The organism is Ensifer sp. LC163, from assembly GCF_001695855.1.
In the GTDB taxonomy this organism is placed as follows: Bacteria; Pseudomonadota; Alphaproteobacteria; order Rhizobiales; family Rhizobiaceae; genus Ensifer.
In genome coordinates this window covers 212864-235171 of sequence record NZ_MBSS01000056.1, presented here as the reverse complement: position 1 = coordinate 235171, position 22308 = coordinate 212864, and the positions used below count along the sequence as shown (strand labels likewise).

The following is a 22308-nucleotide window of genomic DNA, read 5'->3' as shown; positions in this document are numbered from 1 at the left end:
GATTTTCCCCAGTTCCCTGCGGATCAGCGCGATCCACTTCAACATGTCAAATCATAGCGTGACTTTTTGTCAGCGCGCGTGACACGAGCGTGACACACGTTGCATGGGAAATCCGTATTCTTAGGATGAAGCGACAAGTTGATTGAGCAACCGCTTCCAAAGGCTTGTAGAATTGAATGCCCAGCCTTCCGGCGGCGCTCCCCGCCGGTCAGGGGCAGAGCAGATGGTATCGAGCAGTTCCAGGGCGTCGAGGCGCTTCTGGTTTATCGCTCCGCCCGCCAGAAGCGCTTCGATCCGTTTGTGATCCGTGCCTTCTGGAAGCTTCGCACGCGCCACGATCGTCGGCCAGCAGCGGTGCTTGTAAAAGATCTCGGCGGCCGCCATCCGCAGTTGTGCGGCAGACGCCGCGTCGATCTGTTGACGCGCGCGCAAATCCTCAAGCGTCGCCACGACATTGACCAACGGCAGGGTCAAAGGCAGATAACCCAGTTCCGCCGGGCCGTGCAGAAGGGCGACATCGGCATCGTCATCAAGCTCGCCCGCCACATATTGCCGGTAGATCCTGCCGATTCCGATCATGCCGAAAGCTGCGCATTCGGCGGCGCGAAGCGCGCCCATGCTGGCCGCGCCGTAGACGCCCACACCTTGGGAAAGCGCAAACAAGATCTCCTTGTGCCAGACGGGCGCTACCTGCTCGAAATGACCGTCGACGAGCCCGATGACGGTTGCGCCGTCTTGCGTGGCGCGCAGGATGTCGCCTTGCACGGCCGGCGGACGCAGTACGATGTCGGTGCCGATAAGCGCTTGCGCGTCCGGCAAGGTCGGCCCGGCAAAGAGGATCTTCATGCGATCTCCAGGGCGTGCGACAGTGCCCGTGTGCCGAAACGGCGCTTGCGTGCTCCATCAGGATTTTCGAGTTCCGGCACGAAGACTTTGACCACGGAAAACGGCAGCGGCTCGGCGAGCAGCGGAACCGCAACCGCGGTGGAGATGCCGGCGCGGATGAGGGCTCCAACGACGTGCCCGAGCAGCGCGTTTTCGCCGTTGCCTGCAGCCCAGGCAAGCGGGTTCCGGGTGCCCGGCGAGGCCTCGAACAGTTGCTGTGTCTCGGGCGGCAGCCTGCGGGTGAAGGTTTCCGGAAAAACGTCGTCGCGCGCGCCGCTGATATAGGTGAGGCGCGACTGCGCGGCCTCGGTAATGGCCCGGATCGCGGCGCGTCGCGGATCGGGATGGGCGCCATGCCCGATGGTGACGTCATGGTAGCGGGGCTCTTTGGCGTCGCGGATGCCGGCGTCCGCGATAACGGCGGACAGGCAGGGAATGCCGATGTCGCTGGTCATGTCGAACAGGCGAAGCGTCAGGCCCGCGGTGGCGATCCGGCTTGTCATGTCGTCGAGGACGGGATCGTCGAACAGATCGACGTTTATGCAGGTGCGCAGTCGCGCCGCTACGGGCAGCAGCCGCCACAAGGTCTCGGCATCGCGTTCGATGCGTTCGAGCAGCCCGTGCAGGATCGCTTCACCTTCGGTGTTGCCGGAAGCAAGACCGTCCGACGACTGCCAGTAGCGGCAGCGCTCGAGCGTGCGGTCGAGCAGTGCAGCGTGAAACGGTACGAAGGTCGTTTGCTGACAGAGAAGATCGACGCCGCGCAGCCACGCCGTCGGTTCGTCATCGCTAAGATCGGCCTCGCCCGCTGCCACAAGGCCGGGAAGGCCGAGCGCTCTTTCGCCCTTTTCCAGCAATGCCTGTCGCGTCGCCGTCAGCACCGGTGCTGACGGGTTGCAGGCGACCGCCCGCTCCAGGGCTTCCATCGCCGCCGATACCTTCGCATCGATATCGGTGATGCCCTTGCCCTGGTTGATGACAATCGATTTCGCATTTGGCGAAACCGCGTTCCAGACAGGTATGCCGATCCTGTCGAGCCCGGTCAGGCGGGCAAGCCGGCTGATGCCGAAGATAGGTAACAGAGGAGCGATGCGAGCGAAGGTTTCTTCGGGCGCACAGACGCGGTCGGAGTAAATGTCGGCATTGTCAGGATTGTCTGAAGCCGGGCGGCTTTCGCCCGCCCGATCTGGATGTGTGGCCGAAACCATGCGCAGGCGCGCCGAGACTTAGCCGTCCATGAACCCGCCGGAGACGGAACCGGCGGAATTGGCGCGAACGGCGAAGTTGACGCCCTTGACCACCGTGGCGCCGGCATTTCTGTGCTCGTTGGCCGAAGCCAGGGCGCCTGTGAGCGGCTCTGCGATGCGCGTGACGGTACCCGTCCCGAGGTCGGCAAGCCACAGCCCATCGTCACCCTCAACTCCAAATACAACTACCTGAGTCGTCATCAACCTTCCCCTTATCCCTCATGTGGTGGTGATACGTTAGAAACCGGCCTTGCGCAGGCCTTCGCAGTAATGGGTCCGCTGCCATTCCTCGCGGAACGGAACGATGGCGATCCATTTGTCCAGGTTGAAGCCCGGATGGACCTCAAATGTCTTGCGCACGTATTGGCCCGCCTTCTTGCGATTGCCGAGCATGCCCCAGCTCGCAGCGGCGAGACGATCGGCGGGGGTGGGGTCGCGCATCCGCTCGATATAGGCAAGCGCCTGATCGTACTGAGCAAGCGAGTAACAGGCGCCGGCAGCCGTCCAGAAATATTCGTCCGGCGCCATCGGATTGAGATTGATCGCCGTTTCGATCTTGCGCAGCCCCCCATCCGGGCGCGAGGCCTGCACGAGCGTATCGGCGTAGCTGGCAATCACGTTGGCGTGCTGCGGGCTGAGCGCTTCGGCCTTCTCATGAAATTCGATGCTCTCGTCGAATTGCCGGCTGTAGAGTTTGACGACACCGAGCTCGCGGTAGCCGGCCGCGAGCGTATCGTCGATGGCGACCGCGTCGCGGGCGTACTGTTCGGCAAGGGCCAGGAGTTCGCTGTCGCCGCGGGCGGTCAGAAGCCACTCCACGAAATAGGTTCGGGCAAGCCCGCTCATCGCCGGAGCCAGATCGGCATTGTGGCTAAGTGCCTCGCGGAAGCTCTTTCGGGCACGCCGGACCTCCGGCAGATTGAGTTGCTTGAGATAGCGTTGGCCGAGCAGGTAGTTGCGATAGGACCCGCCATTGCTCTCATAGGTCTTGCGCATGGTCTCATTGCGCTCGACCTGGCTGGCAATGGCAAACGCGATCTGTCGCGCGATCTCCTGGCGCGACTTCATCAAGCCATCGTCATCCAGCGTGAAGCGGTCTGCCCAGATCACTTCGTCATTGGCAAAGAAGATCAACTGCGTGAACAGCGTCTGTCGACTGCCCTCGTTCGTCAGCCGGGTATCGAGGATATAGCTGATGGCGTGTTGTTCGTAGGTGCTGGCCTTGTCTGCCTGCAGGCTGATCTGCGCTGCCGTGTAGGGCGCAATCACCGAGACGGAGCGCAGTGCGCAAAGTCCGATCGTGACGTCCTCGATCAGGGAATGAGCGAAAAGCGTTGCAGCCGCGTCGGCATTGCCGGCACCCGGCGGCAGCAGCACCACACGCGGCGGGCGCGTCTCGCCCATGGTCTCCAGCAGCGGGCTGTTGGTCAAAGCGGACAGTGGCGACGCCTTGGCAGTTGCGGCCACCAGTCCGCCGCCCGGCAGAAGGCGCGCGTCATACTGGCGGCCCTCCGAGGCCAGGACGGCCTTGAGGATCTTGCGAACCTCGTCGTCGTCCGGGTTCTGCTCCAGAACTTTGACCGCAGCGGATTTGACGAGCTTTCGATCTGTGCCGGTCGCATTCTCGGCCGCGTCGACCAGGCTCTCGCGCAGCAGCGCCGTATGATCGGCGCGTTGCTGCCCGATCCAGTCGTGAAGCGCTCGGCCCTGCGACTTCAAGTCCTTGAGAAAATCGTCACGGAATTTCTCCGCGGCCCACCGAAAGCGCGATAGCGCGTCCTTGTCGGCGTGCCGGCCGATGTCGTCGAGATCGCTCGCAACCGCATCCGGCTCCAGCCGGACCGTCGACGGCGAGAAGCTGAGGAACGTGTGGCCGAGTTCTTCCTGCCGCGACGTTACGCGGGAGATCGTCTTGCGTAGATTGACGAAGGCCTGGCTCGGAACGATTTCGTCCCACAGAAGCTTGGCCACATCGTTTCGAGACTGCTCGCGATGGCCGCCGGCGATCGCCTGAGCGAGAATAAGCAGACCCTTTTCCGGGAAGGCAACGTCGCACTCGTCTTCGTCGACAAGGCGCAACCGCCCCAGGGTCTGCAATCTGAATTTCATCTGGCTATCTCATCGGCAACCGGTGGCGCCTATCCATGCAGGTCGGGGGCGTGCGCAGCGCTGCCGTGGGCGGCGACTGTTTCTGCCTCGGGCGTCTGTGCGACGGCGGCCACCAGCGAAATGATCTTCTTGCGCAGGATCGGGTCGGTAATCTTCAGAAAGGCCCGATTGAGCGCAATACCCTCCTTCGACGAGACGAAGGACGAGATTTCGTTGGGCTCGCGCACATCGCCAAGACCAGCCCGGGGAACTGCACCCTCTTCGCCTTCCTGGAAGAAAAAGCTGGGGTGAACGCCGAGAACATCGGCGATTGCCTGCAACCGACTCGCTCCGATGCGATTCGTGCCCTTTTCATACTTCTGAACCTGTTGGAACGTGATGCCGAGGCCGTCCGCCAGCTTCTCCTGGCTCAACCCGGCCATCAACCGACGCATCCTGACGCGGGAACCGACAAAGACATCAATCTGGCTGGGTGCTTTTGTGTTCACGTGTGTTTCCTCCGCATGTAGGCGTGATCAAATCATACATATGAGTTTGCTCGAATAAATGACTCGATGCAATCACTACGCGCCAAAACACGGATAATTGCGCTGCGTGACGTCGAACGCTCCCTTTGCATCGCCGACGTTACGGCCGTTGTTACTGTTACGTACTTGCGCCGGGTCGCGGCGGAGCGATGTTGTTGAGCAATGAGGGCCATGCCCGCCTGCAACAAAGTCAATTGCGGCAACGTCGGAGAAGCCAAAGATGCGCAGATTTCCCCTGACCCTGACCCTGCTCGCCCTTGCTTCGGGAACGGCTGCCGCAGGCCCTGCCACGACGACGGCATCGGTCAATTTTCGCGCCGGGCCGGGCACCGGGTTCGACAGCCTCGGCAAGATCGCCGCCGGCGCACAGGTCGACGTCAAGGAATGCGACGATGCCGGGACCTGGTGCGCCGTCAGCTTCGAAGGGAATGACGGTTTCGTCAGCGGCAAGTACCTGGCCGATGCCGATCCGAAGGGCCTTGGCTGGCCGCGCGCCTACAAGACCGACAAGGGGGCGACGATCACGCTCTACCAGCCGCAGGTGAACGCCTGGAAGGATTTTACCGATCTCGACGCCCTGATCGCCGCCGAATACAAGCAGTCCGACGATGCCAAGCCGATCTTCGGTGTCATCGGGGTGACGGGCAAGACCGTGGCGGACAGCGGCTCGGACGAGGTGGTCGTCTCCGACATCAAGGTCGACGAGATCAATTTCTCGGTTCTCGATCGCCAGGAACTGGCCGACCTCGCCTTGGAGGTCGGCAAGGTGATGCCCGTCGGCACCATAACGCTGTCGGAGGACAAGCTGACCGCGAGCCTTGCCGACTATGAGCGGCTCGGCAATGTCGAAGGTCTGAAGGCCGATCCGCCGCCGATCTACGTCAGCAAGGTGCCGGCGCTGCTGGTGCAGACCGACGGCAAGGCGGTGTTCGCGCCGGTCAAGGGCGCCGAAGGCCTCTCCTTTGCCGTCAACACCAATTGGGACCTGTTCAAGCTCGACGCCGACAGCACCTATTATCTTCGCAACGAAAAGGCATGGCTTCAGTCGAAAGACCTGTCGAGCGGCTGGCAGCCGGTAACCTCGCTTCCCGATCTGTTCGGCAAATTGCCCGATGATGACAACTGGAAGGACGCGAAGGCGGCCATTCCGCTGGCTGCCGGAGAGGGCGCGGTGCCCAAGGTCATCTATTCGGACACGCCGTCGGAACTGCTCGTCTTCGACGGCGAGCCGAAGCTCGAAGCCGTGCCGGGCACCGGTCTGAAGATTGCGACGAACACCGAGAGCGATGTGTTCTATCTGGCTCAGGATTCGAACTGGTACGTGCTCGTCTCCGGCCGCTGGTTCTCGGCTGCGTCGCTCGATGGCCCCTGGACCTTCGCCACCCCCAACCTTCCCCAGGATTTCCAGAATATTCCGGAGGATGCCGCCTATTACACGGTCCGCTCGTCGGTTCCGGGCACCTCGGAAAATGCCGAAGCCAGGTTGAAGGCCAGTATTCCCGAAAAGGCCCGCGTCTCGCTGGACGGTTCGGTGAAGGTTGAGGTCGCCTATAGCGGCGACCCGAAATTCGAGAAGATCGACGGAACGGCGCTCACCTATGCCGTCAATACCAATGAAACGGTGATCCAGGTTGCCGACAGGTACTTCGTGTTGAAGGACGGCGTCTGGTTCGTCGGCGATACGCCGACCGGTCCGTTCACCGTGGCAAAGGCCGTCCCCGACGAGATCTACACGATCCCGCCGTCATCGCCGGTCTACAACGCTACCTATGTCCGCATCTACGACACCGAGCCGGACGCGGTTTGGTTCGGATACACCATGGGCTATCTCGGGGCCTACCTCGCCTGGGACACGTTCGTCTACGGCACCGGCTGGTACTATGACGACTACTGGGACTATGGTTGGGCCGGTGGCGGCTACTGGCCCTATTATCCACGCCCGGTAAGCTATGGCGTCGGCGCGTTCTACAATCCGGCGGTCGGCACGTTCGGCCGCTATGGCTACGCTTATGGTCCCTATCGCGGTATCGCGGCCGGCGCTGCCTACAACCCGCGCACCGGCACCTATATCCGTGGCGCCGCGGGCTACGGTCCGGCAGGCGAGCGCGGCTTTGTCGCTGCCTACAATCCCCGCACCGGCAATGCGGCGATCGCGCGTGGCGGGCACAATGTCTATGGCAGCTGGGGTACGGCCGCGGTCAAGCACGGTTCGGATTTCGCCCGGATCAGCGGCGGCTCGACCGCCGGCGGCGCCGGTGCCCATTGGCGCACCTCCGACGGCAATCACGGCTTCGTTGCCGGCGGCAAGGGCGGCGACGTCTATGCCGGACGCGATGGCAATGTCTATCGTCGCGACGATGGCCAATGGCAGAAGCACACACCGGACGGCTGGCAGCCGGTTCAAAAGCCGTCGATCCAGGATGCGAAGAGAGCCGGTCAGCAGTTCGCAACCCAGCACCCGGATGCGGCGCAGAACCTGAACAAGCGCATCGACGATCGCGGTCCGGCCGGTGGCGGGAACGCCATCGGCAATCGGGCGCCGGACCACTTGGCGATCGATCGCGCCGGGCGCCAGGTCGGCAACCAGCGTTCCTTCGAGCATCAGTCGTTCGACCAGCGTCCGTTGAATTTCCCAAGCGGCGGGGGCTTCGGAGGGGGTGGGTTCGATCGCCCCGGCGGATTTGGCGGTGGCAGCGGCGGATTTGGTGGCGGTGGCTTCCACGGCGGCGGTGGGTTCTCGGGCGGCGGCGGCTTCCACGGTGGGGGCGGCGGATTTCATGGTGGCGGCGGTGGCGGTTTCCGCCGTCGTTGATCTGAAAAGGCGCACCGAAAACGGAAATTGGTATAAACGCCGGGGACTGTGTTAGCGTTTGTGCGGATGAGGACAGGAATCGATCGGCGCTCCGCCGGTCGCTGGGGGTATGATCAGTATGTTCGGTGTCAGTTCGCCACGTGGGTTCTGGGGCTCAATGGCCCGTATTCTAGCTTTTTTGACGGTGTTTCTGGGACTTGTGTCCGCGAGCCAGGCTCAGACCCAAGCCACCGCGCCGGCCGCAGAGCCGGCCAAGGTTCAGCAACTGATCGAATTGCTCGACGATCCGGAGGTCCGGCAATGGCTGGCCACCAGACAGCCGGCGACGCCAGCCGGCACGACGCCTGCGGCAGCGGCACCTGCCGATGCGGCGCCGGCGAGCGGGTTTGCGGCCCGCTGGACGGCCGAACTCCGCCGCCACATGACCGGCATCACCAACGCGGTGCCGCGCATCGGTGCCGAGTTCGATGCGGCGCGGACCCGTCTCCAGGGCGAGATGGAGAACCATGGCACGGCGCCGATCCTCAAAGGGTTCTTCTTCATCCTGTTGATCGGTTACGGCGCCGAATACCTGCTGCGTTATCTGCTGAGACGGACATTGAGTTCTGCGCAGTTGACCGGGCCGGCGCGTTCGATGCTCGTCAAAGTGCTGCCGCTGCTGGTGTTCGCGATCGCCACGACCACCGTGCTTGCTGTGGCCGACTGGCCCTCACGGCTTGAAGAGACCATCGCGCCGCTGCTGGTTGCCTGGATCGGGGCTCGCCTGCTTATCACCATCGCATCCGCGGTGCTGTCCGGCGGGCCGGTTGACGCGACGGATCCGGCCGGCCGGACTGGCTATCTCTCGCTGACGACTGAGGATGCCCGGTTCTGGTACCGCTCCTCGGTGGCGATTATCTGCGCGGCCGCCGCCATATGGGGCATTGGCGACGCCATGCACGCCCTTTCAATCTCCGCAGACGTGCGCAATCTGATTGCCGCCGCCCTCGGTCTGGTCGTGCTGGCGCTTGCCATCCTCACCGTGCTGCGCCGGCCTGTCGGCGCCACCACGGGCTCGCGCCGCGTTGTCGGCAACATCCTGATGGTCGCCTTCCTGGTGCTGCTCTGGCTGCTGTGGGTGGCGGACATGCGGGTGCTGTTCTGGATCGGCCTTTATGTCATCGGCCTGCCGTCGCTCCTGCGTTTCACCAGTGCCTTTGCCAAGACGATGCTCGACACGGCGGCGGACGACGACATGCGGGTGATGCGCAACGTGCTGATCGAACGCGGCGCCAGACTGGTGATCATTGCCCTGGCGGCGGGATGGCTGGCGCTTGTCTTCCGCGTCAACGCGTCGATGATGGTGCAGGACGATGCCCTCAATCGGATCTTCCGTGGCGTGCTTGCCGGTGTCGTCATCGTGCTGGCGGCGGATCTGGTATGGCAGTTGATCAAGAGCCTGATCAGCCTGCGCGTCAAGCATGCCGCCGTCGAAACGACCGATCCCGCTCAACGGGCCCGCAACACCCGCCTGCTGACGCTGATGCCGATCCTGCGCAATTTCCTGGCGGCCTTCATCCTGGTGGTGGCGGTGCTGATGGTGCTCTCCGGCCTTGGTGTGCAGATCGGCCCGCTGATCGCCGGCGCCGGTGTTTTTGGCGTCGCCATCGGCTTTGGCTCGCAGACCCTGGTCAAGGATGTCATCAGCGGGATCTTCTACATGACGGATGATGCGTTCCGTATCGGCGAGTACATTCAAAGCGGTAGCTACAAGGGCACGGTCGAATCCTTCAGCATCCGTTCGGTGAAGCTGCGGCATCATCGCGGCCCGGTCTTCACCGTGCCGTTCGGCTCGCTTGGCGCCGTCCAGAACATGAGCCGCGACTGGGTGATCGACAAGTTCATGATCAACGTCTCCTACGAGGCCGACATCGCCAAGGTGAAGAAGGTGGTGAAGGGCATCGGCGCGACGCTTCTCGAAGATCCGGAACTCGGTCCGATGATCATCGAGACGGTGAAGATGAAGGGCGTCGAGACGTTCGGCGACTACGGCATCACCTTGAGCTTCGCGATGACGACGAAGCCGGGACATCAGACGCAGATCCGGCGCCGGGCGCAGGCGATGATCAAGGAGGCGTTCGACAAGAACGGCATCTCGTTCGCCTCGCCGACGGTGCAGGTGGCCGGCGACGAGCAGACCGCGGCCGCGGCTGCGGCGACGCGCGATGCGATCGCCAAGAAGAATGCGGCAGCAGCGCTCGGTGAGGGCGCACCGCCGGAATAGGGTTTCTCGGGCTGGGGAGGCCAAGATGAAACGGCTTGCATTGTTCATGCTGCTCTTCGCGATCGTTGGGATTGGGAACCTGCAGGCGCAATCGAACGAAAGTACGTTCCAGGCGATCATCGCCCCGCATCTGGGCGATCTCGACGTCATGGAGAAGCGGCGCCTCATTCGGATCGTCGTTCCATTCAGCAAGACCATCTACTTCATCGATCGCGGCCGGCAGCTTGGCACCGCGGTGGAATTCGGGATGGCATTGGAGAAGGAACTCAATGCCGGGCGGAAGAGGGAGATCGAGAAAATTCGCATCGCCTTTGTGCCTGTGCCCCGAGCGCGGCTATTGACGGCGTTGGAGGACGGGCGTGGCGACATCGTGATGGGCAACCTGACGATAACGGAAGCACGATTGGCGAAGGTCGATTTCACTGCCCCTTTGTTCGATGAGGCCAAGGAAGTGCTGGTAACCGGCCCCTCTGCGCCGGCCATTGCCAGTGTCGACGATCTGAGCGGACAGGAGGTCCGCGTGCGCAAGTCCAGCAGCTACCATGAGCATCTGGTCGCGCTGAGTGCCGGATTCGTCAAGGCCGGCCGCGCACCGATATCGATCAAGGATATGGACGAAAATCTCGAGGACGAAGATGTGCTCGAGATGATCAATGCCGGTCTGTTGCCGTGGACGGTTGTCGACAAGTACAAGGCCGACATCTGGGCTACGGTCTTTAGGGATATCAAGGTACGCGACGATATCCTGGTGTCAGATCATGGGCAGATCGCCTGGGCGATCCGCAAGGATAGTCCCAAACTGAAAGCGACGCTCGATGCCTTCGTCAAAACGCATCGCGTCGGCACGACCTTTGGCAATATCCTGAAGAATTCCTACTACAAGAGCGACAAGATGCTGAAGCGCGCCTATGCGCCGGCCGATGTCGAGCGGTTCCAGAAATTGGTCGAGATTTTCCGCAAGCACGGCGACACGTACTCCTTCGATTATCTCATGCTGATGGCGCAGGGCTATCAGGAGTCCCAGCTCGATCAGTCCAGGCGCAGCCCGCGTGGTGCGGTCGGCGTCATGCAGCTCCTGCCGTCGACGGCGGCCGACAAGTCCGTTGGCATCAAGGGGATCGACAAGGACCAGGATCTGAACGTCCAGGCAGGGTCGAAGTACCTCCGGCACCTGGTGGACACCTACATCGCCGATCCCGCGATCACGCCGCGCAACCAGCTCCTCTTTGCATTTGCAGCCTACAATGCCGGCCCGGGAAACTTGCGCAAGTTCCGGGCGAAGGCGAAGGATATGGGGCTCAATCCTGACCTCTGGTTCGGCAATGTCGAAAATGCAGCCGCCGAGATTGTTGGGCGCGAGACGGTTCAGTATGTCGGCAATATCTACAAGTACTACGTGGCCTACGGGCTGTTGGCGGAACATGCCAAAGCGGCGCCTACGGCACAGGCACCGGCTGCTACCGACGCTGGCGTAGAGTAATTTCGCATCACGTCTGCTTGAGCGGCTCGGCGCCTTTCTTGACGACGGCAATCCGAAGACTAGGTCCAGACCCTAGATGGAGCGCAAGGCGGCAGAAGCGGTATTGCTTGATCGCTCAAGTTGGAGCCGAGTTACGGAGTTATGCCGCGAGTTTAATGTGCTATCGCGACCTTTGCAGGTGATCCTTGACGCGCGACGCTGTGGGCCCAAAGCACCTTGTTTCAGGCCGGCCTTAGGAGGCATTGGTGATGATTGATCCTAGACATGTGTCTCGTTTCTGCGGGCCGTTGGTGTTGTTCGCGGTGCTCGGCCTGGCACTTGCCGGCTGTACGACGCCTGACCTGGCGCCGATTCCGGGCAGCATCACCTATGGCGGGCAACCGCGCACCAAGCTGACGAAAGCACCGGTCGGCAGCATCGTGCCGCATAATTTCATGAGCGGAAACAGCTTCGTCAAAGAGACTTACATTATCCAGCCGGACCGATCGCTCAAGCTCGTTCGGAGGGATTACTACGACATACCTATCGATTGATCCGGTGAGGGTCCGAGTGCAGCCCAAAGGCTGCGCTTGCACTGCCCGCCGCCGTTGACAGCGCCAAAGGAAGGCGCGATAGCTCGCTCTGCATGAAAATCGCCTTTTACGCGCCGCTGAAATCCCCCAGCCACCCTGTTCCATCCGGTGACCGGCTGATGGCGCGCATGCTGATTGACGCGCTGCGGCAAGCGGGGCACGAGGTGTCGATTACCAGCGAGTTGCGTAGCTTCATGGCGGACGCTTGCGAGGCGCAGTTCGCATCGATCACGGCAGCCGCAGTTGGGGAAGCGGAGCGGATTCGCACCCTCTGGCTGGCCGAAACGCCGCCGAATGCCTGGTTTTGCTATCACCCCTATTACAAGGCACCTGATCTGATAGGGCCGGGGCTTGCGGCCGAGTTTTCCATTCCCTACGTCACGGCGGAGGCCTCCTACTCTCTCCGTCGCAATGAGGGCGTCCGCGCCGTTGCCCAACGCCATGTACTGCGCGCGATAGAGCAGGCGGCGGTCAATATCTGTCTGACGCGGCGGGACCGCGATGGTCTGCTGGAGGCAGCGCCCGATTGCCGGCATACAATGCTCCCTCCCTTCATCGATACGAGCCCGTTCTCGTCGCAATCCCACGCAGCCGTTGATGGCTGCCGTCTTGTCGCCGTGGCGATGATGCGCAGCGGCGACAAGCTGAACAGTTACCGCATGCTTGCGAGCTCGCTAGCGTTGCTTGTCGATCGGCCCTGGACAATGACCATTGTCGGCGACGGGCCGTGCCGACAGCAGGTCCGCGATGCTTTTTCTGCATTGCCCGCGGATCGGTTGTTCTGGCTTGGCGAAAAGGACGCGCGCGACATTCCCGCCATCCTCAGCGAAAGCGGGCTTTATCTTTGGCCCGGCTGCGGTGAAGCCTATGGGCTGGCCTATCTCGAGGCGCAGGCGGCAGGGCTGCCCGTCATAGCGCAGCGGACGGCCGGCGTGCCGGAGGTGGTGAGGGATGGCGAGACCGGATTGCTGACGCCCGAGGGCGACGTCGAGGCCTACGCCGCCGCGATCCGCCGCCTGATCGATGAACCGTTTACCCGCCAACAACTTGGCGACGAAGCTCGACGCTTCGTCCACGAAGAGCGATCCTTTCCCGCTGCGGCGAGGCGATTGGGTGAGATTTTCGACGAATTTCTGGAGAAGACCACTTGACCGTTGATGCTGGCTGGCAATCGCTCGTCGATGAACTCGACCGCGCTCGTGTGCGGGGACGAAAGGTCGATTTCTGGCTGAGGGATGACGACGCCGTCGAGCCGACTGCGCTGCTCGACCGGCTGCTTTTGCTTGCGGCAAGCCATGCTATCCCGGTGACACTCGCCGTGCCGCCTGCGCCGGCTACCGACGCGCTGGCACGGCGTGTCGCTGGCATTGCCGATATCAGCGTGGCGGCCCATGGCTGGGCGCACCGCAATCATGCGCCACCCGAGGAGAAAAAACAGGAACTCGGCGCCCATCGGCCGCACGCCGTCATCCTCGATGAACTGCGCCGCGGGGTCGAGCGTTTGCAAACGCTTTTTCCCGAACATTTCGTTCCAATGCTCGTTCCGCCTTGGAATCGGATCGACTCCGCCTTGCTGCAGCGATTGCCGGAGATCGGATTTTCTGTCCTCTCGGTGTTCGGACCGGAGAAGCCGTCGCCGTTCCCGCTCGCCAACACTCACGTCGATGTCATGGATTGGCGCGGTACGCGCGGATGCCGGGACCACAGGCTCATCATCGCCGATATCGTCGAGCGCATCCGGCAGGTCTGCGGCGACATTGAGGGTCGGGAGGATCAGTCGGGCCGCACGGTCGGGCTGCTGACTCATCACCTCGTGCATGACGAGGCCGTGTGGGATTTCCTTGAAATGCTCTTTACCGTCACTGCCGGACATACCGGTTGCCGTTGGCGTCAGGCGTCTGATCTCATAGGTCGATGATCTGTCCGTCGCGGGCAGCGAACGCGCCGGCGAACATGGATCGTACGTCGACTTCCATTGCGTCCAGCTGTGCATCTGTTCGAGCGGGATCGTGATGGAACATCGCCAGGCGCTTGACGCCCGCCGCCATGGCGAGGCGCGAGCCATGGACCCCGGTCGAATGACCATAGCCGCGATAGTGCGTCATCTCGCTTTCGAGGTAAGTGCAGTCATAGATCACCATGTCGGCGCCGGCGATCAGCTCAAGCACCGCCGGGTCGAGAACGCCGGGTTCATGTTCGGTGTCGTAGACGAGCGCAACGGCACGGCCGTTCCATTCGACGCGGTAGCCGACGCAACCGCCGGGGTGGGTAAGGCTCGTCGTGCGGATCGTCACGCCCTCGCGCGGGGTCAGCACGTCTCCGGGCTTGAAGTCGACGCCTTCGAGGCTTGCCTGACAGATGTCCGGATCGACCGGGAACCACGGTGGCCGCATGAAGTCGCGGATCATTTCCTTGGTCGTCATCACGCCGTGCAGGTGTCCCGACCAGAACCGCACGGACGACTGACACTTGTAGATCGGCTTGAAATAGGGAAGGCCGATGATGTGGTCGTAGTGACTGTGGGTGAAGAAGAGGTCGTAGTTGTCGACGCCCTCGGCGATCAGCGAGGTGCCGGCTTCGCGCAATCCGGATCCCGCATCGAAGAGCAACACTTCCTTGCCGCATCGAATTTCGATGCAGGATGTATTTCCCCCATAGCGCAGGAACTGCTCACCGGATACCGGTAAGCTCCCTCTTACGCCCCAGAACCGCACTCGAAAGTTGTCTTCTTGCATTCCTGTTTCGGCTTCACGCTGCCCGCGCAAGCCTGGTTGCTTGCGCCTGACCAATAGACAAGCACATATGACCACCCCCCTGCAATGCCAAGGGTTATTGTTTAGACATTAACCTTATCAATGCCCACAATCACGGTGGCATATCTGATGTTGCGTCGGGTGGGCCGAAGCCTTGTCGCAGGCAGCGACCAACGGCCCGTTTTTGCAACAACCGTCAGGCTTTTCGGGAGCTTATCCGGTCACGCGGCTGTCGTAGCTGTTGCTCCTCCTCAAGCTGACACGGCGATTTCTTGCAATCGCCAGCGGATGTGAAGCGGCACATACCAAGTGCTGCTTCGTCCTCTGCCCAGGACGTTTGCGGCAGGATCTGGTGACGATGTCACCATTTTATGCTGATGCCGATATTCCCCTCCAGCACTTGCGTTTTGTCTCCGCCGAGGTTGGTCGTGTAGTCCGCCGTCGCGAAGAGGCTGGTCGATTCCGACAATTTTGCAACGAGACCACCGCCGATTTCCAAAGCGGTGCCGCCGACTTTGGTAGCTATGGGATCCGTGCCGAAGTTGACGTGCTGGTCCGCATCGAAGCCGTGCCAGATATTGGCTTTGATGTAGGGCTGAAGCGTTGCCGTTTCCGTCGGAACGTCGCCTTGCAGGCGGAAGCCCAGCCGCCCCGTGACTGCATCGTCGCTGTCGAAATTTACTGCCGAGAATGCGTCACGTTGATCGTCCAAGGAGAGGTGCTGCCAGATCAATTGTGCCTGAGGCTCGAGCGTCCATCCCTCGGCCAACGAAATGGGATAACCACCTTCCAGCGACGCCGTTATGCCGGTGCCATCGATTTCGATGCCGGTCGCCCCGATCGATGTTGCGTCGCCGCCGAACTGCGTTCCCATCAAGACGGCATCGAGATACCAGTCATTTGGGCCGATATGCGTCCAGTATCCTCCGATACTGGTTGCGTCGACGTCGATTTCTCCGACGCTCAGATTATTCCAGCCGAGCACCTGTCCCTTGATGTCGCCGCTTGTGCGGGCATATCCGACCAACAGACCGACACGATCGTGATGCCCGCCTTCGCCTTCCCACGCGAAAAGATCCTGGCCAGCTTGAAAGCCGAACAAATTGCCGTCGAAGCCGGGCGAAACGGTCCCTTCCCATTCGAACTCGGCGTTCTGACCGAAGACGCGCATCCAACTCGCCGGCAATGCTCCGGCGCCGTCGAGCAGCGCTTGATCTCCGCGGCGCTCATGAAACGTGCCGAGGCTGGATAGGGCGAGATACTGGGCGACGGGCGGGACGGCGGAATAGGTAGGAACTTCAACGCGGTAGAGCGGAACGACCTCCACAGCTGTCGGCGTGCCGCCTATTGACACAACCACCACCTCGGGGGCTACCGGCGTGGCATCTTCCGAAGGTGGCGTAACGCCTGGTCCAGGCGGTACTATTACGACGTCCGGTGTGACGACTTCCGGCACGGGTGTCGTCACTGGCGGCTGAACGATCTCCATTGGCGGGACGATCACGGGCGGCGGGACCACCGGAGGTGTGACGAGGGTGGAGCGGAGATAGAAATTCTCCGCAGTGCCGGCCGAAATGCCGCCCTTGAAGAGGAAATATTCATGCGCGCCGGCCGCAACCCGCCCATTGAGCCCGAAAGCGCCGGTGCTTGCTGTCGCACCATTGGTGAGCTCGACCACCAGGATGCCGTCCAGCAAGGTCGCGGCTCCGCTCCCACCGGTGTTGACGATGCCAATGCCGGTGGTGCCGGACGCCGTGCCGCCTGAGATGACCAGTCGGTCGGATGGCGAAGAATCGGTGCCGAGTACGCTGTTGAGCAGGAGCAGGCCACCATTGCCGGTGTAATTGCCGTTGATGGTAAAAGTGTCGCTCGTGCCGGCACCGCCATTCGTGAGGTCGATGCTGCCGCTGTTGACGAGACTTGCGAATTGTCCCGCTGTGGCAGCCGATATTGCGGAGTTGGTGCCGCCGGCGAGAAGCGTGCTGGATGAGCTGACATCAAGCGTTCCCGTTCCGGTGCCGCTATCGCCAAGCGTCAGGGTTCCGTCGAAGGTCAGCACAGTGCCACTGGTCGCGGCGATGGTTTCCCAGTTCTGCAGCCGAGCGACGCCGTCCGTGGTGACGTTCGCCAGCGTCAGGTTGTCAACGCCAAGGCCGCCCGTGATCGCATCCGTGCCGCCGAGGTTCGCGCTTGTGAGGTTGCTGAGCGTCGCGGTGTCGTCGTCGCCGCCGAGCTCGACTGTTCCCTGGATGACGCCGCCGCCATCCCAGGTAAACGTATCAGCCCCAAAACTCATCAACACGTCGCCAGCGAGGGATCCACCCGTCACGGTCAAACTGTCCGTACCGCTGCTCACACTGATGTTGCCAGCAATCGTGCCCCCGGAGAGGATGATCGTGTCGTTGCCGAGGCCGGTAACGAGGTTCCTGTCGATGACGCCGCCTGACATGTCAAAGAAATTGTCGTCGAGACGCATGTTGACGCGGCCGATCCGGCCGCCGGTCATGATTGCGTGGTCCCCTGCCTCGAAGTAATCGATGATCCGGCCACCCGACATTAAGAAGGTGTCGAGGCCGTCTCCCTGCTCGAGCGATTGGAGCGTGCCATCCGTCATGGTGAAATCATCGATCCCGTCACCCTGTTGCAGGTTGCCGGTAATGGTGCCGCTGTGAATGGCGACGGTATCAGTGCCGGCACCGAAGGTGACAGCGCCGTTTATCGTACCGCTGCCACCGGCGGGAAGCGTGAGGCTATTGTTTCCATCGAGGTCGGTGAGGCTGCCTGATGTGCCGCTGTCGCAGACATAAACGCTGTTGCCCGGTGTTGGTGTCAAGGTGCAGGCAGCACTGGCCGGCGAGCCTTGCATCAGTACCAGGCCGAGCGCGGTCGAGGCCAGGAGGCCGAAGTAGCGCGGCGCGGCGCTCGGAGATTTCGGGGCTTGCGGGCGACAGCGGGGCGGAAAAGCGAAGGGGAGATGGTCTGCAGACTTCTCGGTTTCACCGTCCATAAGTGCCCTCCTTTTCCGTAACTGCGCCCGGTAGTACGCTGGGATATTGGTTGCTTCCCGGTTGTAGCGGAATTGGGCACGCGGACGGCAACCTGACAACCGTCAAATTTTAGGAGAACGCTTGAACGGTCCATCATTATTGCCAGGACGTTACGTCCTGACGCGTGTCGATGCTTTCCTTTCCGGCACATGAGCTGTGGCTCGCGGCTTCGTTGGGCCAATCGCGTCAAATTGAGACGGGTCAACTTGATGAGCCGTTTGGCGACGTCGCGACATGGGGTCGCCCACCGCCTCGCCAATGCCAAGTCTGGCTCTTCAATGCGACGCCGTGCCATGAAACTTTTTCTTGCGGTCTTGCGTGGAATGTCTATCGACAAAGCCAGCGGTCAGCAGGGCGGAGCACTCATGGCGCAGGCAGGTGAAACAGGGTTTTACGATAGCGTGCCGCTCTTCGATGCGTTCGAAGGCGTCGCAGACGAGGCGAACTATCGCGCCTTGCCCGATGGCTGGATGCTTGCCCTTGCCGATATCGTCAACTCCACCGGGGCGATCGCCGACGGGCGGTACAAGACCGTGAACATGGCTGGTGCAAGCGTCATCTCCGCGCTGATGAACGCGCTCGACCAAAAGTCCATGCCCTTCGTTTTCGGAGGCGACGGCGCCTTGGCGGTTCTGCCGGCGTCAATGACCGAGCGCGCGAAGGACGCGCTTTCTGCCGTGAAGACCTGGGTCCTGGAAGAACTGGGGCTTGAATTGCGTGCTGCACTGGTGCCGGTCAGCGATATCAGGGCGGATGGCCTCGATATGCGCGTCGCCCGCTTCAAGGCGAGCGAGGAGGTTTCCTACGCGATGTTTTCCGGCGGCGGCGCAAGCTGGGCGGAAGCAGCCATGAAGGCGGGGCGCTACCAGGTGGAGGCAGCACCGCCAGGCACGCGCCCGGATCTCACGGGGCTTTCGTGCCGCTGGAACCCCATCCAGTCCCGCCACGGCTCGATCGCATCGATCATTGCTGTGCCCGGCGAAAAAGGGAACGGACCGGGATTTCAGGCGCTGATCGCCGACATCGTTGCTCTTGCCGACGGGGAAGAGCGACACGCGCATCCCGTTCCCGAGCTTGGGCCCGAACCGCGTTTTTCCACCCAGGGCATAGAAACCGAGGCGCGCGCGAGGGCGCCGCTGCGAGGGCGGCAGCTGACACGCTTTTGGATCACGTTGCAGACATTGGCACTGTTTATCTGTTTTCGGCTGGGCTGGAACCTCGGCACGTTCGATACGACCCGCTATCGGCGCGATCTCGCCAACAACACCGATTTTCGCAAATTCGACGACGGCCTGAAGATGACGATCGATATCAGCGCAGCGCGCCTCGCCTTGATCGAGGCGCGGCTACGCCAGGCCGAGGCGGCCGGTGTCGGCCGCTACGGTCTGCACCAGCAGGACTCCGCATTGATGACCTGCATCGTGCCCACGCCGATGAGCCGCGACCACATGCACTTCGTCGATGGAGCCTCCGGCGGCTATGCGGTTGCCGCCAGCAAGCTGAAGGCGGCCTTGGCTGGGCCCCGACCCTAGGCCTTGACGATGTGCTCGCCGGTCAGGCCCTGGCGATGAAACACGTTGCGCGTATCGACGATAAGGGCTGAGGCGGAAGCAAGGGCGGCGTAGTCGATCCGGTCGTGATCGGTCGCCACCAGCACGGCATCGAACAGCCGGATCGATTGCTCGTCGAGCGCCACGGACCGTCTGCCTTTCAGGGCACCATGTTCCCGCGTAGACGGGATCTCGGCGACATAGGGGTCGTGGTATTCGCAACGGCCGCCGCGTTCCTCGATCAGTTCGATCAACCTCAGCGAAGGGCTTTCGCGAATGTCCGGCACGTTCTTCTTGTAGGCAAGGCCGATGACGAGGATCTTCGATCGGCTAAGCGCCTTGCCCGCGTGACGGTCGAGCGCTTCGGCGAGCCGGCTGACCACGTGACGCGGCATTGCCGAGTTGATCTCGCCGGCCAGTTCGATGAACCGGGTGGGCAGTTCGTATTCCCGCGATTTCCAGGTGAGGTAGAAGGGATCGATCGGGATGCAGTGCCCGCCGAGCCCAGGTCCGGGATAGAACGGCATGTAGCCGAACGGCTTGGTCTTCGCCGCCTCGATCACTTCCCACACGTCGATGCCCATGGCCTCGTAGACGATCTTCAATTCGTTGACGAGGGCGATGTTGACCGAGCGGAAGATGTTCTCCGTCAACTTGACCGCTTCCGCCGTAGCGTTGGACGATACCGGCACGACGGTTTTGACCACCGCGGCATAGAATCGTTCCATCAGGCTTGCTGCAAACGGCCCGTCGCCGGCCACGACTTTCGGGATGCTGGTCGTCTCGTAGACCGGGTTGCCGGGATCCTCACGCTCGGGCGAAAAGCCGACAAAGAAGTCGGTTCCCGATTTGAGGCCGGTCTCCTCGAGGATGGTGCGCACGACGTCGTCGGTCGTTCCCGGATAGGTCGTCGATTCGAGCACGACGAGCTGGCCGCCCCTGAGTGTTGCAGCGATAGCGCGCGACGTCTTTTCGACGAAGGAAAGGTCGGGATCGCGATGCTTCGTCAGGGGCGTCGGCACGCAAATGACGATGACGTCGCAACTGCCGAGCCGTCCGAAATCGGTCGTGGAGCGGAAACGGTTGGCTGCTGCCTGCTCGGCAAGGACGGCGTCCGGTACGGCCGCGATATAGGACTTATGTGCATCCAGCGCGACGATCTTTCCCGGGTCGATGTCGAAACCGGTCACCGAAAAGCCGGCGCGCGCCGCCGCGATCGCGAGCGGCAAGCCGACATAACCAAGTCCGATGACGCCGACATGGGCGGCGCGCGCCGAGATCGACGCCAGCAGCCTTTCGTGATGGGGTGAGGTCAAGTTTCGGTTCCAGCTCTTGTGAATGGGACGTGCCAGCCTGGCGACATGCCGTGGTTTGTTGGATATAAACAAGCTGCAAGTCAAGCATGGCGCCGACGCCTTCCCCCGACTGCGGTGCATTCGCCGGCCATCAAATATTCGTGTGGGCGCGGCGCGAAACAAAAAATTCACTCGCCTCTGGAAATTGCAGAGGGCCATCAATATCTGCAACATATAAGTGCCGCATTCCGGGTGCCTGCACGTCATCGACGCCGGAATCGGTTGGAGCATTTTCTTAACGGGCACGTATCGTCATCACCCGCCGCGAGCGAACGCCGACACATCGCCGGGCCGTTTGCCCATCGCAAAAGGGCATGGTGCTGGACTGTCTGTCACGGTGAGGACGCGAAATGGGCCCGGTAAACGACAACGTATCTGAAATCCTGATCGACAAGGTCGCGGATTGGCTCATGCGGACGTCGCTCAGCGACGAGTCGCTGGAGACGATCGTCAAGGGCTTCTGCGAGCGGCTCGCGGCTGCCGGCCTGCCGCTGATGCGCGTGCACCTTTCCTTTTCGATGCTGCATCCGCTCTATGACGCGCTCGGCTTTACCTGGGTGCGCGGCAAGGGTGTCGAGGTCAGCGGCCTTCGGCACGAGGAACTGGCGCTCAATCCGGAGCGGTTCCTGCGCAGCCCCTACTATTACCTGCTGAACAACAATCTCGAGCATGTGCGTCGGCGCCTTTACAAGGACACGCCGTCGGAGTTCCCGATCTTCGACGAACTGAAGGAGCAGGGGGCGACCGACTATATCGCCTTCATGCAGTCGCTCGGCGCCGATTCCGGTCATGGCATGGTCGGCTCCTGGACGACGGACCGCCATGGCGGCTTCACCGATGACGTCATCGGCGGTCTGCTGCGGCTGCAGAACCATCTCGCGGTCGCGGCCAAGATGGCCGTTCTCGGCAAGCTCGCCGACAATATGCTGACCACCTATCTCGGCTCGAGCGCCGGCCGGCGCGTCATGAGCGGTCAGGTCCGCCGCGGCGATGGCGAGACCGTGCGCGCTATCCTCGTGATGGCGGATATGCGCCGCTCGACAATGCTCGCGGAAAAGGAAGGCCGCCAGTCCTATATCGAGACGCTGAACGGCTACTTCGATGCGATCGCCGCACCGTTCAACCGCAACGGCGGCCACATCCTGAGCTTCGTCGGCGATGGTTTCCTGGCGGTCTATCCCTGCGGCCGGCACAAGGAGCCTTCCGAGTTTGCCGCCCGCGAGGCGTTCGGCGCCGTTCGCGCCGCGACCGCCCGCATGGAACTGCTCAATTCAGAGCGGCGCAAGCAGGGGCGCGACCCCATCGGCTATGGTGTCGGACTGCATGTCGGCAATGTGATGTTCGGCAATGTCGGTCTGCGGGACCGGTTGACGTTCTCCGCCTTCGGCTCGGCAGTCAACGAAGTGCAGCGGCTGCAGAACCTGACGAAGAAATACGCCCATAGCGTCGTCGCCAGCGAGGCCTTCGTCAACTACTGTGGCGGCGACTGGACGGCGCTCGGCCAGGAGAAGCTGCGCGGCGTGCGTCAGAAATTTACCATTCTCTATCCTAACGAGGCAGCACTTCTGCCCAGATCGGATGAGCGACTTGACGATGTGCTGCAGGATGGACTTTCCGAGGCCGAACATGTCATGCTGCTCCATCGCAACACCCGTCCGTTGCAGCCGCCGCGCGGTCTCATCGACAAGATGCTCCAGTAAGGATCCGT

The 22308-nt window shown here is 62.2% G+C and carries 16 protein-coding genes; 8 read left to right on the top strand and 8 right to left on the bottom strand.

Annotated elements, in window-relative coordinates:
* Window positions 1-120: 120 nt before the first annotated feature.
* Genes BC360_RS27365 through BC360_RS27345 form a run of 5 tightly spaced genes read right to left on the bottom strand, consistent with a single transcriptional unit; the run spans window position 121 to window position 4729 of the window.
* Window positions 121-846 carry a TfuA-like protein gene (locus tag BC360_RS27365; protein ID WP_065797545.1) on the bottom strand — a complete coding sequence of 242 codons (726 nt, stop codon included), beginning with the start codon at window positions 844-846 and terminating at the stop codon, window positions 121-123.
* Entirely contained in the window at window positions 843-2093 is a 1251-nt protein-coding gene (locus tag BC360_RS27360; RefSeq protein ID WP_065797544.1) for a YcaO-like family protein, read from the bottom strand. Before BC360_RS27360 ends, BC360_RS27365 begins: the two co-directional genes overlap by 4 nt.
* 18 nt (window positions 2094-2111) lie before the next feature.
* Window positions 2112-2333, bottom strand: coding sequence for a hypothetical protein (locus tag BC360_RS27355; RefSeq protein ID WP_065797543.1), 222 nt, complete (start codon window positions 2331-2333; stop codon window positions 2112-2114).
* 36 nt (window positions 2334-2369) lie between these two features.
* On the bottom strand, window positions 2370-4241 hold the full coding sequence (locus BC360_RS27350; RefSeq protein WP_065797542.1) for a hypothetical protein: 1872 nt from the start codon (window positions 4239-4241) through the stop codon (window positions 2370-2372).
* A 29-nt stretch (window positions 4242-4270) separates the two neighbouring features.
* Window positions 4271-4729 carry a helix-turn-helix domain-containing protein gene (locus BC360_RS27345; RefSeq protein ID WP_065797541.1) on the bottom strand — a complete coding sequence of 153 codons (459 nt, stop codon included), beginning with the start codon at window positions 4727-4729 and terminating at the stop codon, window positions 4271-4273.
* A gap of 259 nt (window positions 4730-4988) precedes the next feature.
* Here BC360_RS27345 and BC360_RS27340 point away from each other — a divergent pair, with 259 nt between their 5' ends.
* The 6 genes from BC360_RS27340 to BC360_RS27315 all read left to right on the top strand — a co-directional run bounded on the left by BC360_RS27340 (window position 4989) and on the right by BC360_RS27315 (window position 13813).
* Complete coding sequence (locus BC360_RS27340; RefSeq protein WP_065797540.1) at window positions 4989-7580, top strand: SH3 domain-containing protein; 2592 nt, start codon at window positions 4989-4991, stop codon at window positions 7578-7580.
* Window positions 7581-7698: 118 nt separating this feature from the next.
* The gene (locus BC360_RS27335) at window positions 7699-9843 is read left to right on the top strand and encodes a mechanosensitive ion channel family protein (RefSeq protein ID WP_065797590.1); all 2145 of its coding nucleotides are present in this window, start codon (window positions 7699-7701) and stop codon (window positions 9841-9843) included.
* A gap of 25 nt (window positions 9844-9868) precedes the next feature.
* Complete coding sequence (locus BC360_RS27330; RefSeq protein WP_065784232.1) at window positions 9869-11323, top strand: lytic transglycosylase F; 1455 nt, start codon at window positions 9869-9871, stop codon at window positions 11321-11323.
* A 248-nt stretch (window positions 11324-11571) separates the two neighbouring features.
* A complete protein-coding gene (locus BC360_RS27325; protein WP_065797539.1) occupies window positions 11572-11856 on the top strand; it encodes a hypothetical protein in 285 nt (94 codons plus the stop codon).
* 92 nt (window positions 11857-11948) lie between these two features.
* Entirely contained in the window at window positions 11949-13046 is a 1098-nt protein-coding gene (locus tag BC360_RS27320) for a glycosyltransferase family 4 protein (RefSeq protein WP_065784234.1), read from the top strand.
* Window positions 13043-13813, top strand: a complete 771-nt coding sequence (locus BC360_RS27315; RefSeq protein WP_065784235.1) for a polysaccharide deacetylase family protein — start codon at window positions 13043-13045, stop codon at window positions 13811-13813. The genes BC360_RS27320 and BC360_RS27315 overlap by 4 nt, the downstream gene beginning before the upstream one ends.
* Here BC360_RS27315 and BC360_RS27310 read toward each other — a convergent pair.
* Both BC360_RS27310 and BC360_RS27305 read right to left on the bottom strand, forming a co-directional pair.
* The gene (locus tag BC360_RS27310; RefSeq protein WP_065784236.1) at window positions 13800-14630 is read right to left on the bottom strand and encodes an MBL fold metallo-hydrolase; all 831 of its coding nucleotides are present in this window, start codon (window positions 14628-14630) and stop codon (window positions 13800-13802) included. The two genes, BC360_RS27315 and BC360_RS27310, sit on opposite strands and share 14 nt — an antisense overlap.
* Window positions 14631-15009: 379 nt before the next feature.
* Complete coding sequence (locus BC360_RS27305) at window positions 15010-17514, bottom strand: autotransporter domain-containing protein (protein WP_167590864.1); 2505 nt, start codon at window positions 17512-17514, stop codon at window positions 15010-15012.
* Between the two features lie 546 nt (window positions 17515-18060).
* Here BC360_RS27305 and BC360_RS27300 point away from each other — a divergent pair.
* Window positions 18061-19227 (top strand): DUF3095 domain-containing protein, encoded by a 1167-nt coding sequence (locus BC360_RS27300; RefSeq protein ID WP_065784237.1) that lies wholly within the window; start codon window positions 18061-18063, stop codon window positions 19225-19227.
* On the opposite strand, the gene BC360_RS27295 is transcribed toward BC360_RS27300, so the two are convergent.
* Complete coding sequence (locus BC360_RS27295) at window positions 19224-20561, bottom strand: nucleotide sugar dehydrogenase (RefSeq protein WP_065784238.1); 1338 nt, start codon at window positions 20559-20561, stop codon at window positions 19224-19226. The two genes, BC360_RS27300 and BC360_RS27295, sit on opposite strands and share 4 nt — an antisense overlap.
* A 389-nt stretch (window positions 20562-20950) precedes the next feature.
* Between BC360_RS27295 and BC360_RS27290 the strand changes: the two genes are divergently transcribed.
* Complete coding sequence (locus BC360_RS27290) at window positions 20951-22300, top strand: adenylate/guanylate cyclase domain-containing protein (RefSeq protein ID WP_065797538.1); 1350 nt, start codon at window positions 20951-20953, stop codon at window positions 22298-22300.
* Window positions 22301-22308: the final 8 nt, after the last annotated feature.

Bases quoted from the DNA above. Each gene is read 5' to 3' on its own strand.
- BC360_RS27360 (WP_065797544.1), bottom strand. From the start codon at position 2,093: ATGGTTTCGGCCACACATCCAGATCGGGCGGGCGAAAGCCGCCCGGCT.
- BC360_RS27300 (WP_065784237.1), top strand. From the start codon at position 18,061: ATGGCGCAGGCAGGTGAAACAGGGTTTTACGATAGCGTGCCGCTCTTC.
- BC360_RS27325 (WP_065797539.1), top strand. From the start codon at position 11,572: ATGATTGATCCTAGACATGTGTCTCGTTTCTGCGGGCCGTTGGTGTTG.
- BC360_RS27355 (WP_065797543.1), bottom strand. From the start codon at position 2,333: ATGACGACTCAGGTAGTTGTATTTGGAGTTGAGGGTGACGATGGGCTG.
- BC360_RS27335 (WP_065797590.1), top strand. From the start codon at position 7,699: ATGTTCGGTGTCAGTTCGCCACGTGGGTTCTGGGGCTCAATGGCCCGT.
- BC360_RS27330 (WP_065784232.1), top strand. From the start codon at position 9,869: ATGAAACGGCTTGCATTGTTCATGCTGCTCTTCGCGATCGTTGGGATT.
- BC360_RS27290 (WP_065797538.1), top strand. From the start codon at position 20,951: ATGGGCCCGGTAAACGACAACGTATCTGAAATCCTGATCGACAAGGTC.
- BC360_RS27350 (WP_065797542.1), bottom strand. From the start codon at position 4,241: ATGAAATTCAGATTGCAGACCCTGGGGCGGTTGCGCCTTGTCGACGAA.
- BC360_RS27320 (WP_065784234.1), top strand. From the start codon at position 11,949: ATGAAAATCGCCTTTTACGCGCCGCTGAAATCCCCCAGCCACCCTGTT.
- BC360_RS27365 (WP_065797545.1), bottom strand. From the start codon at position 846: ATGAAGATCCTCTTTGCCGGGCCGACCTTGCCGGACGCGCAAGCGCTT.
- BC360_RS27340 (WP_065797540.1), top strand. From the start codon at position 4,989: ATGCGCAGATTTCCCCTGACCCTGACCCTGCTCGCCCTTGCTTCGGGA.
- BC360_RS27310 (WP_065784236.1), bottom strand. From the start codon at position 14,630: ATGCAAGAAGACAACTTTCGAGTGCGGTTCTGGGGCGTAAGAGGGAGC.
- BC360_RS27305 (WP_167590864.1), bottom strand. From the start codon at position 17,514: ATGCAAGGCTCGCCGGCCAGTGCTGCCTGCACCTTGACACCAACACCG.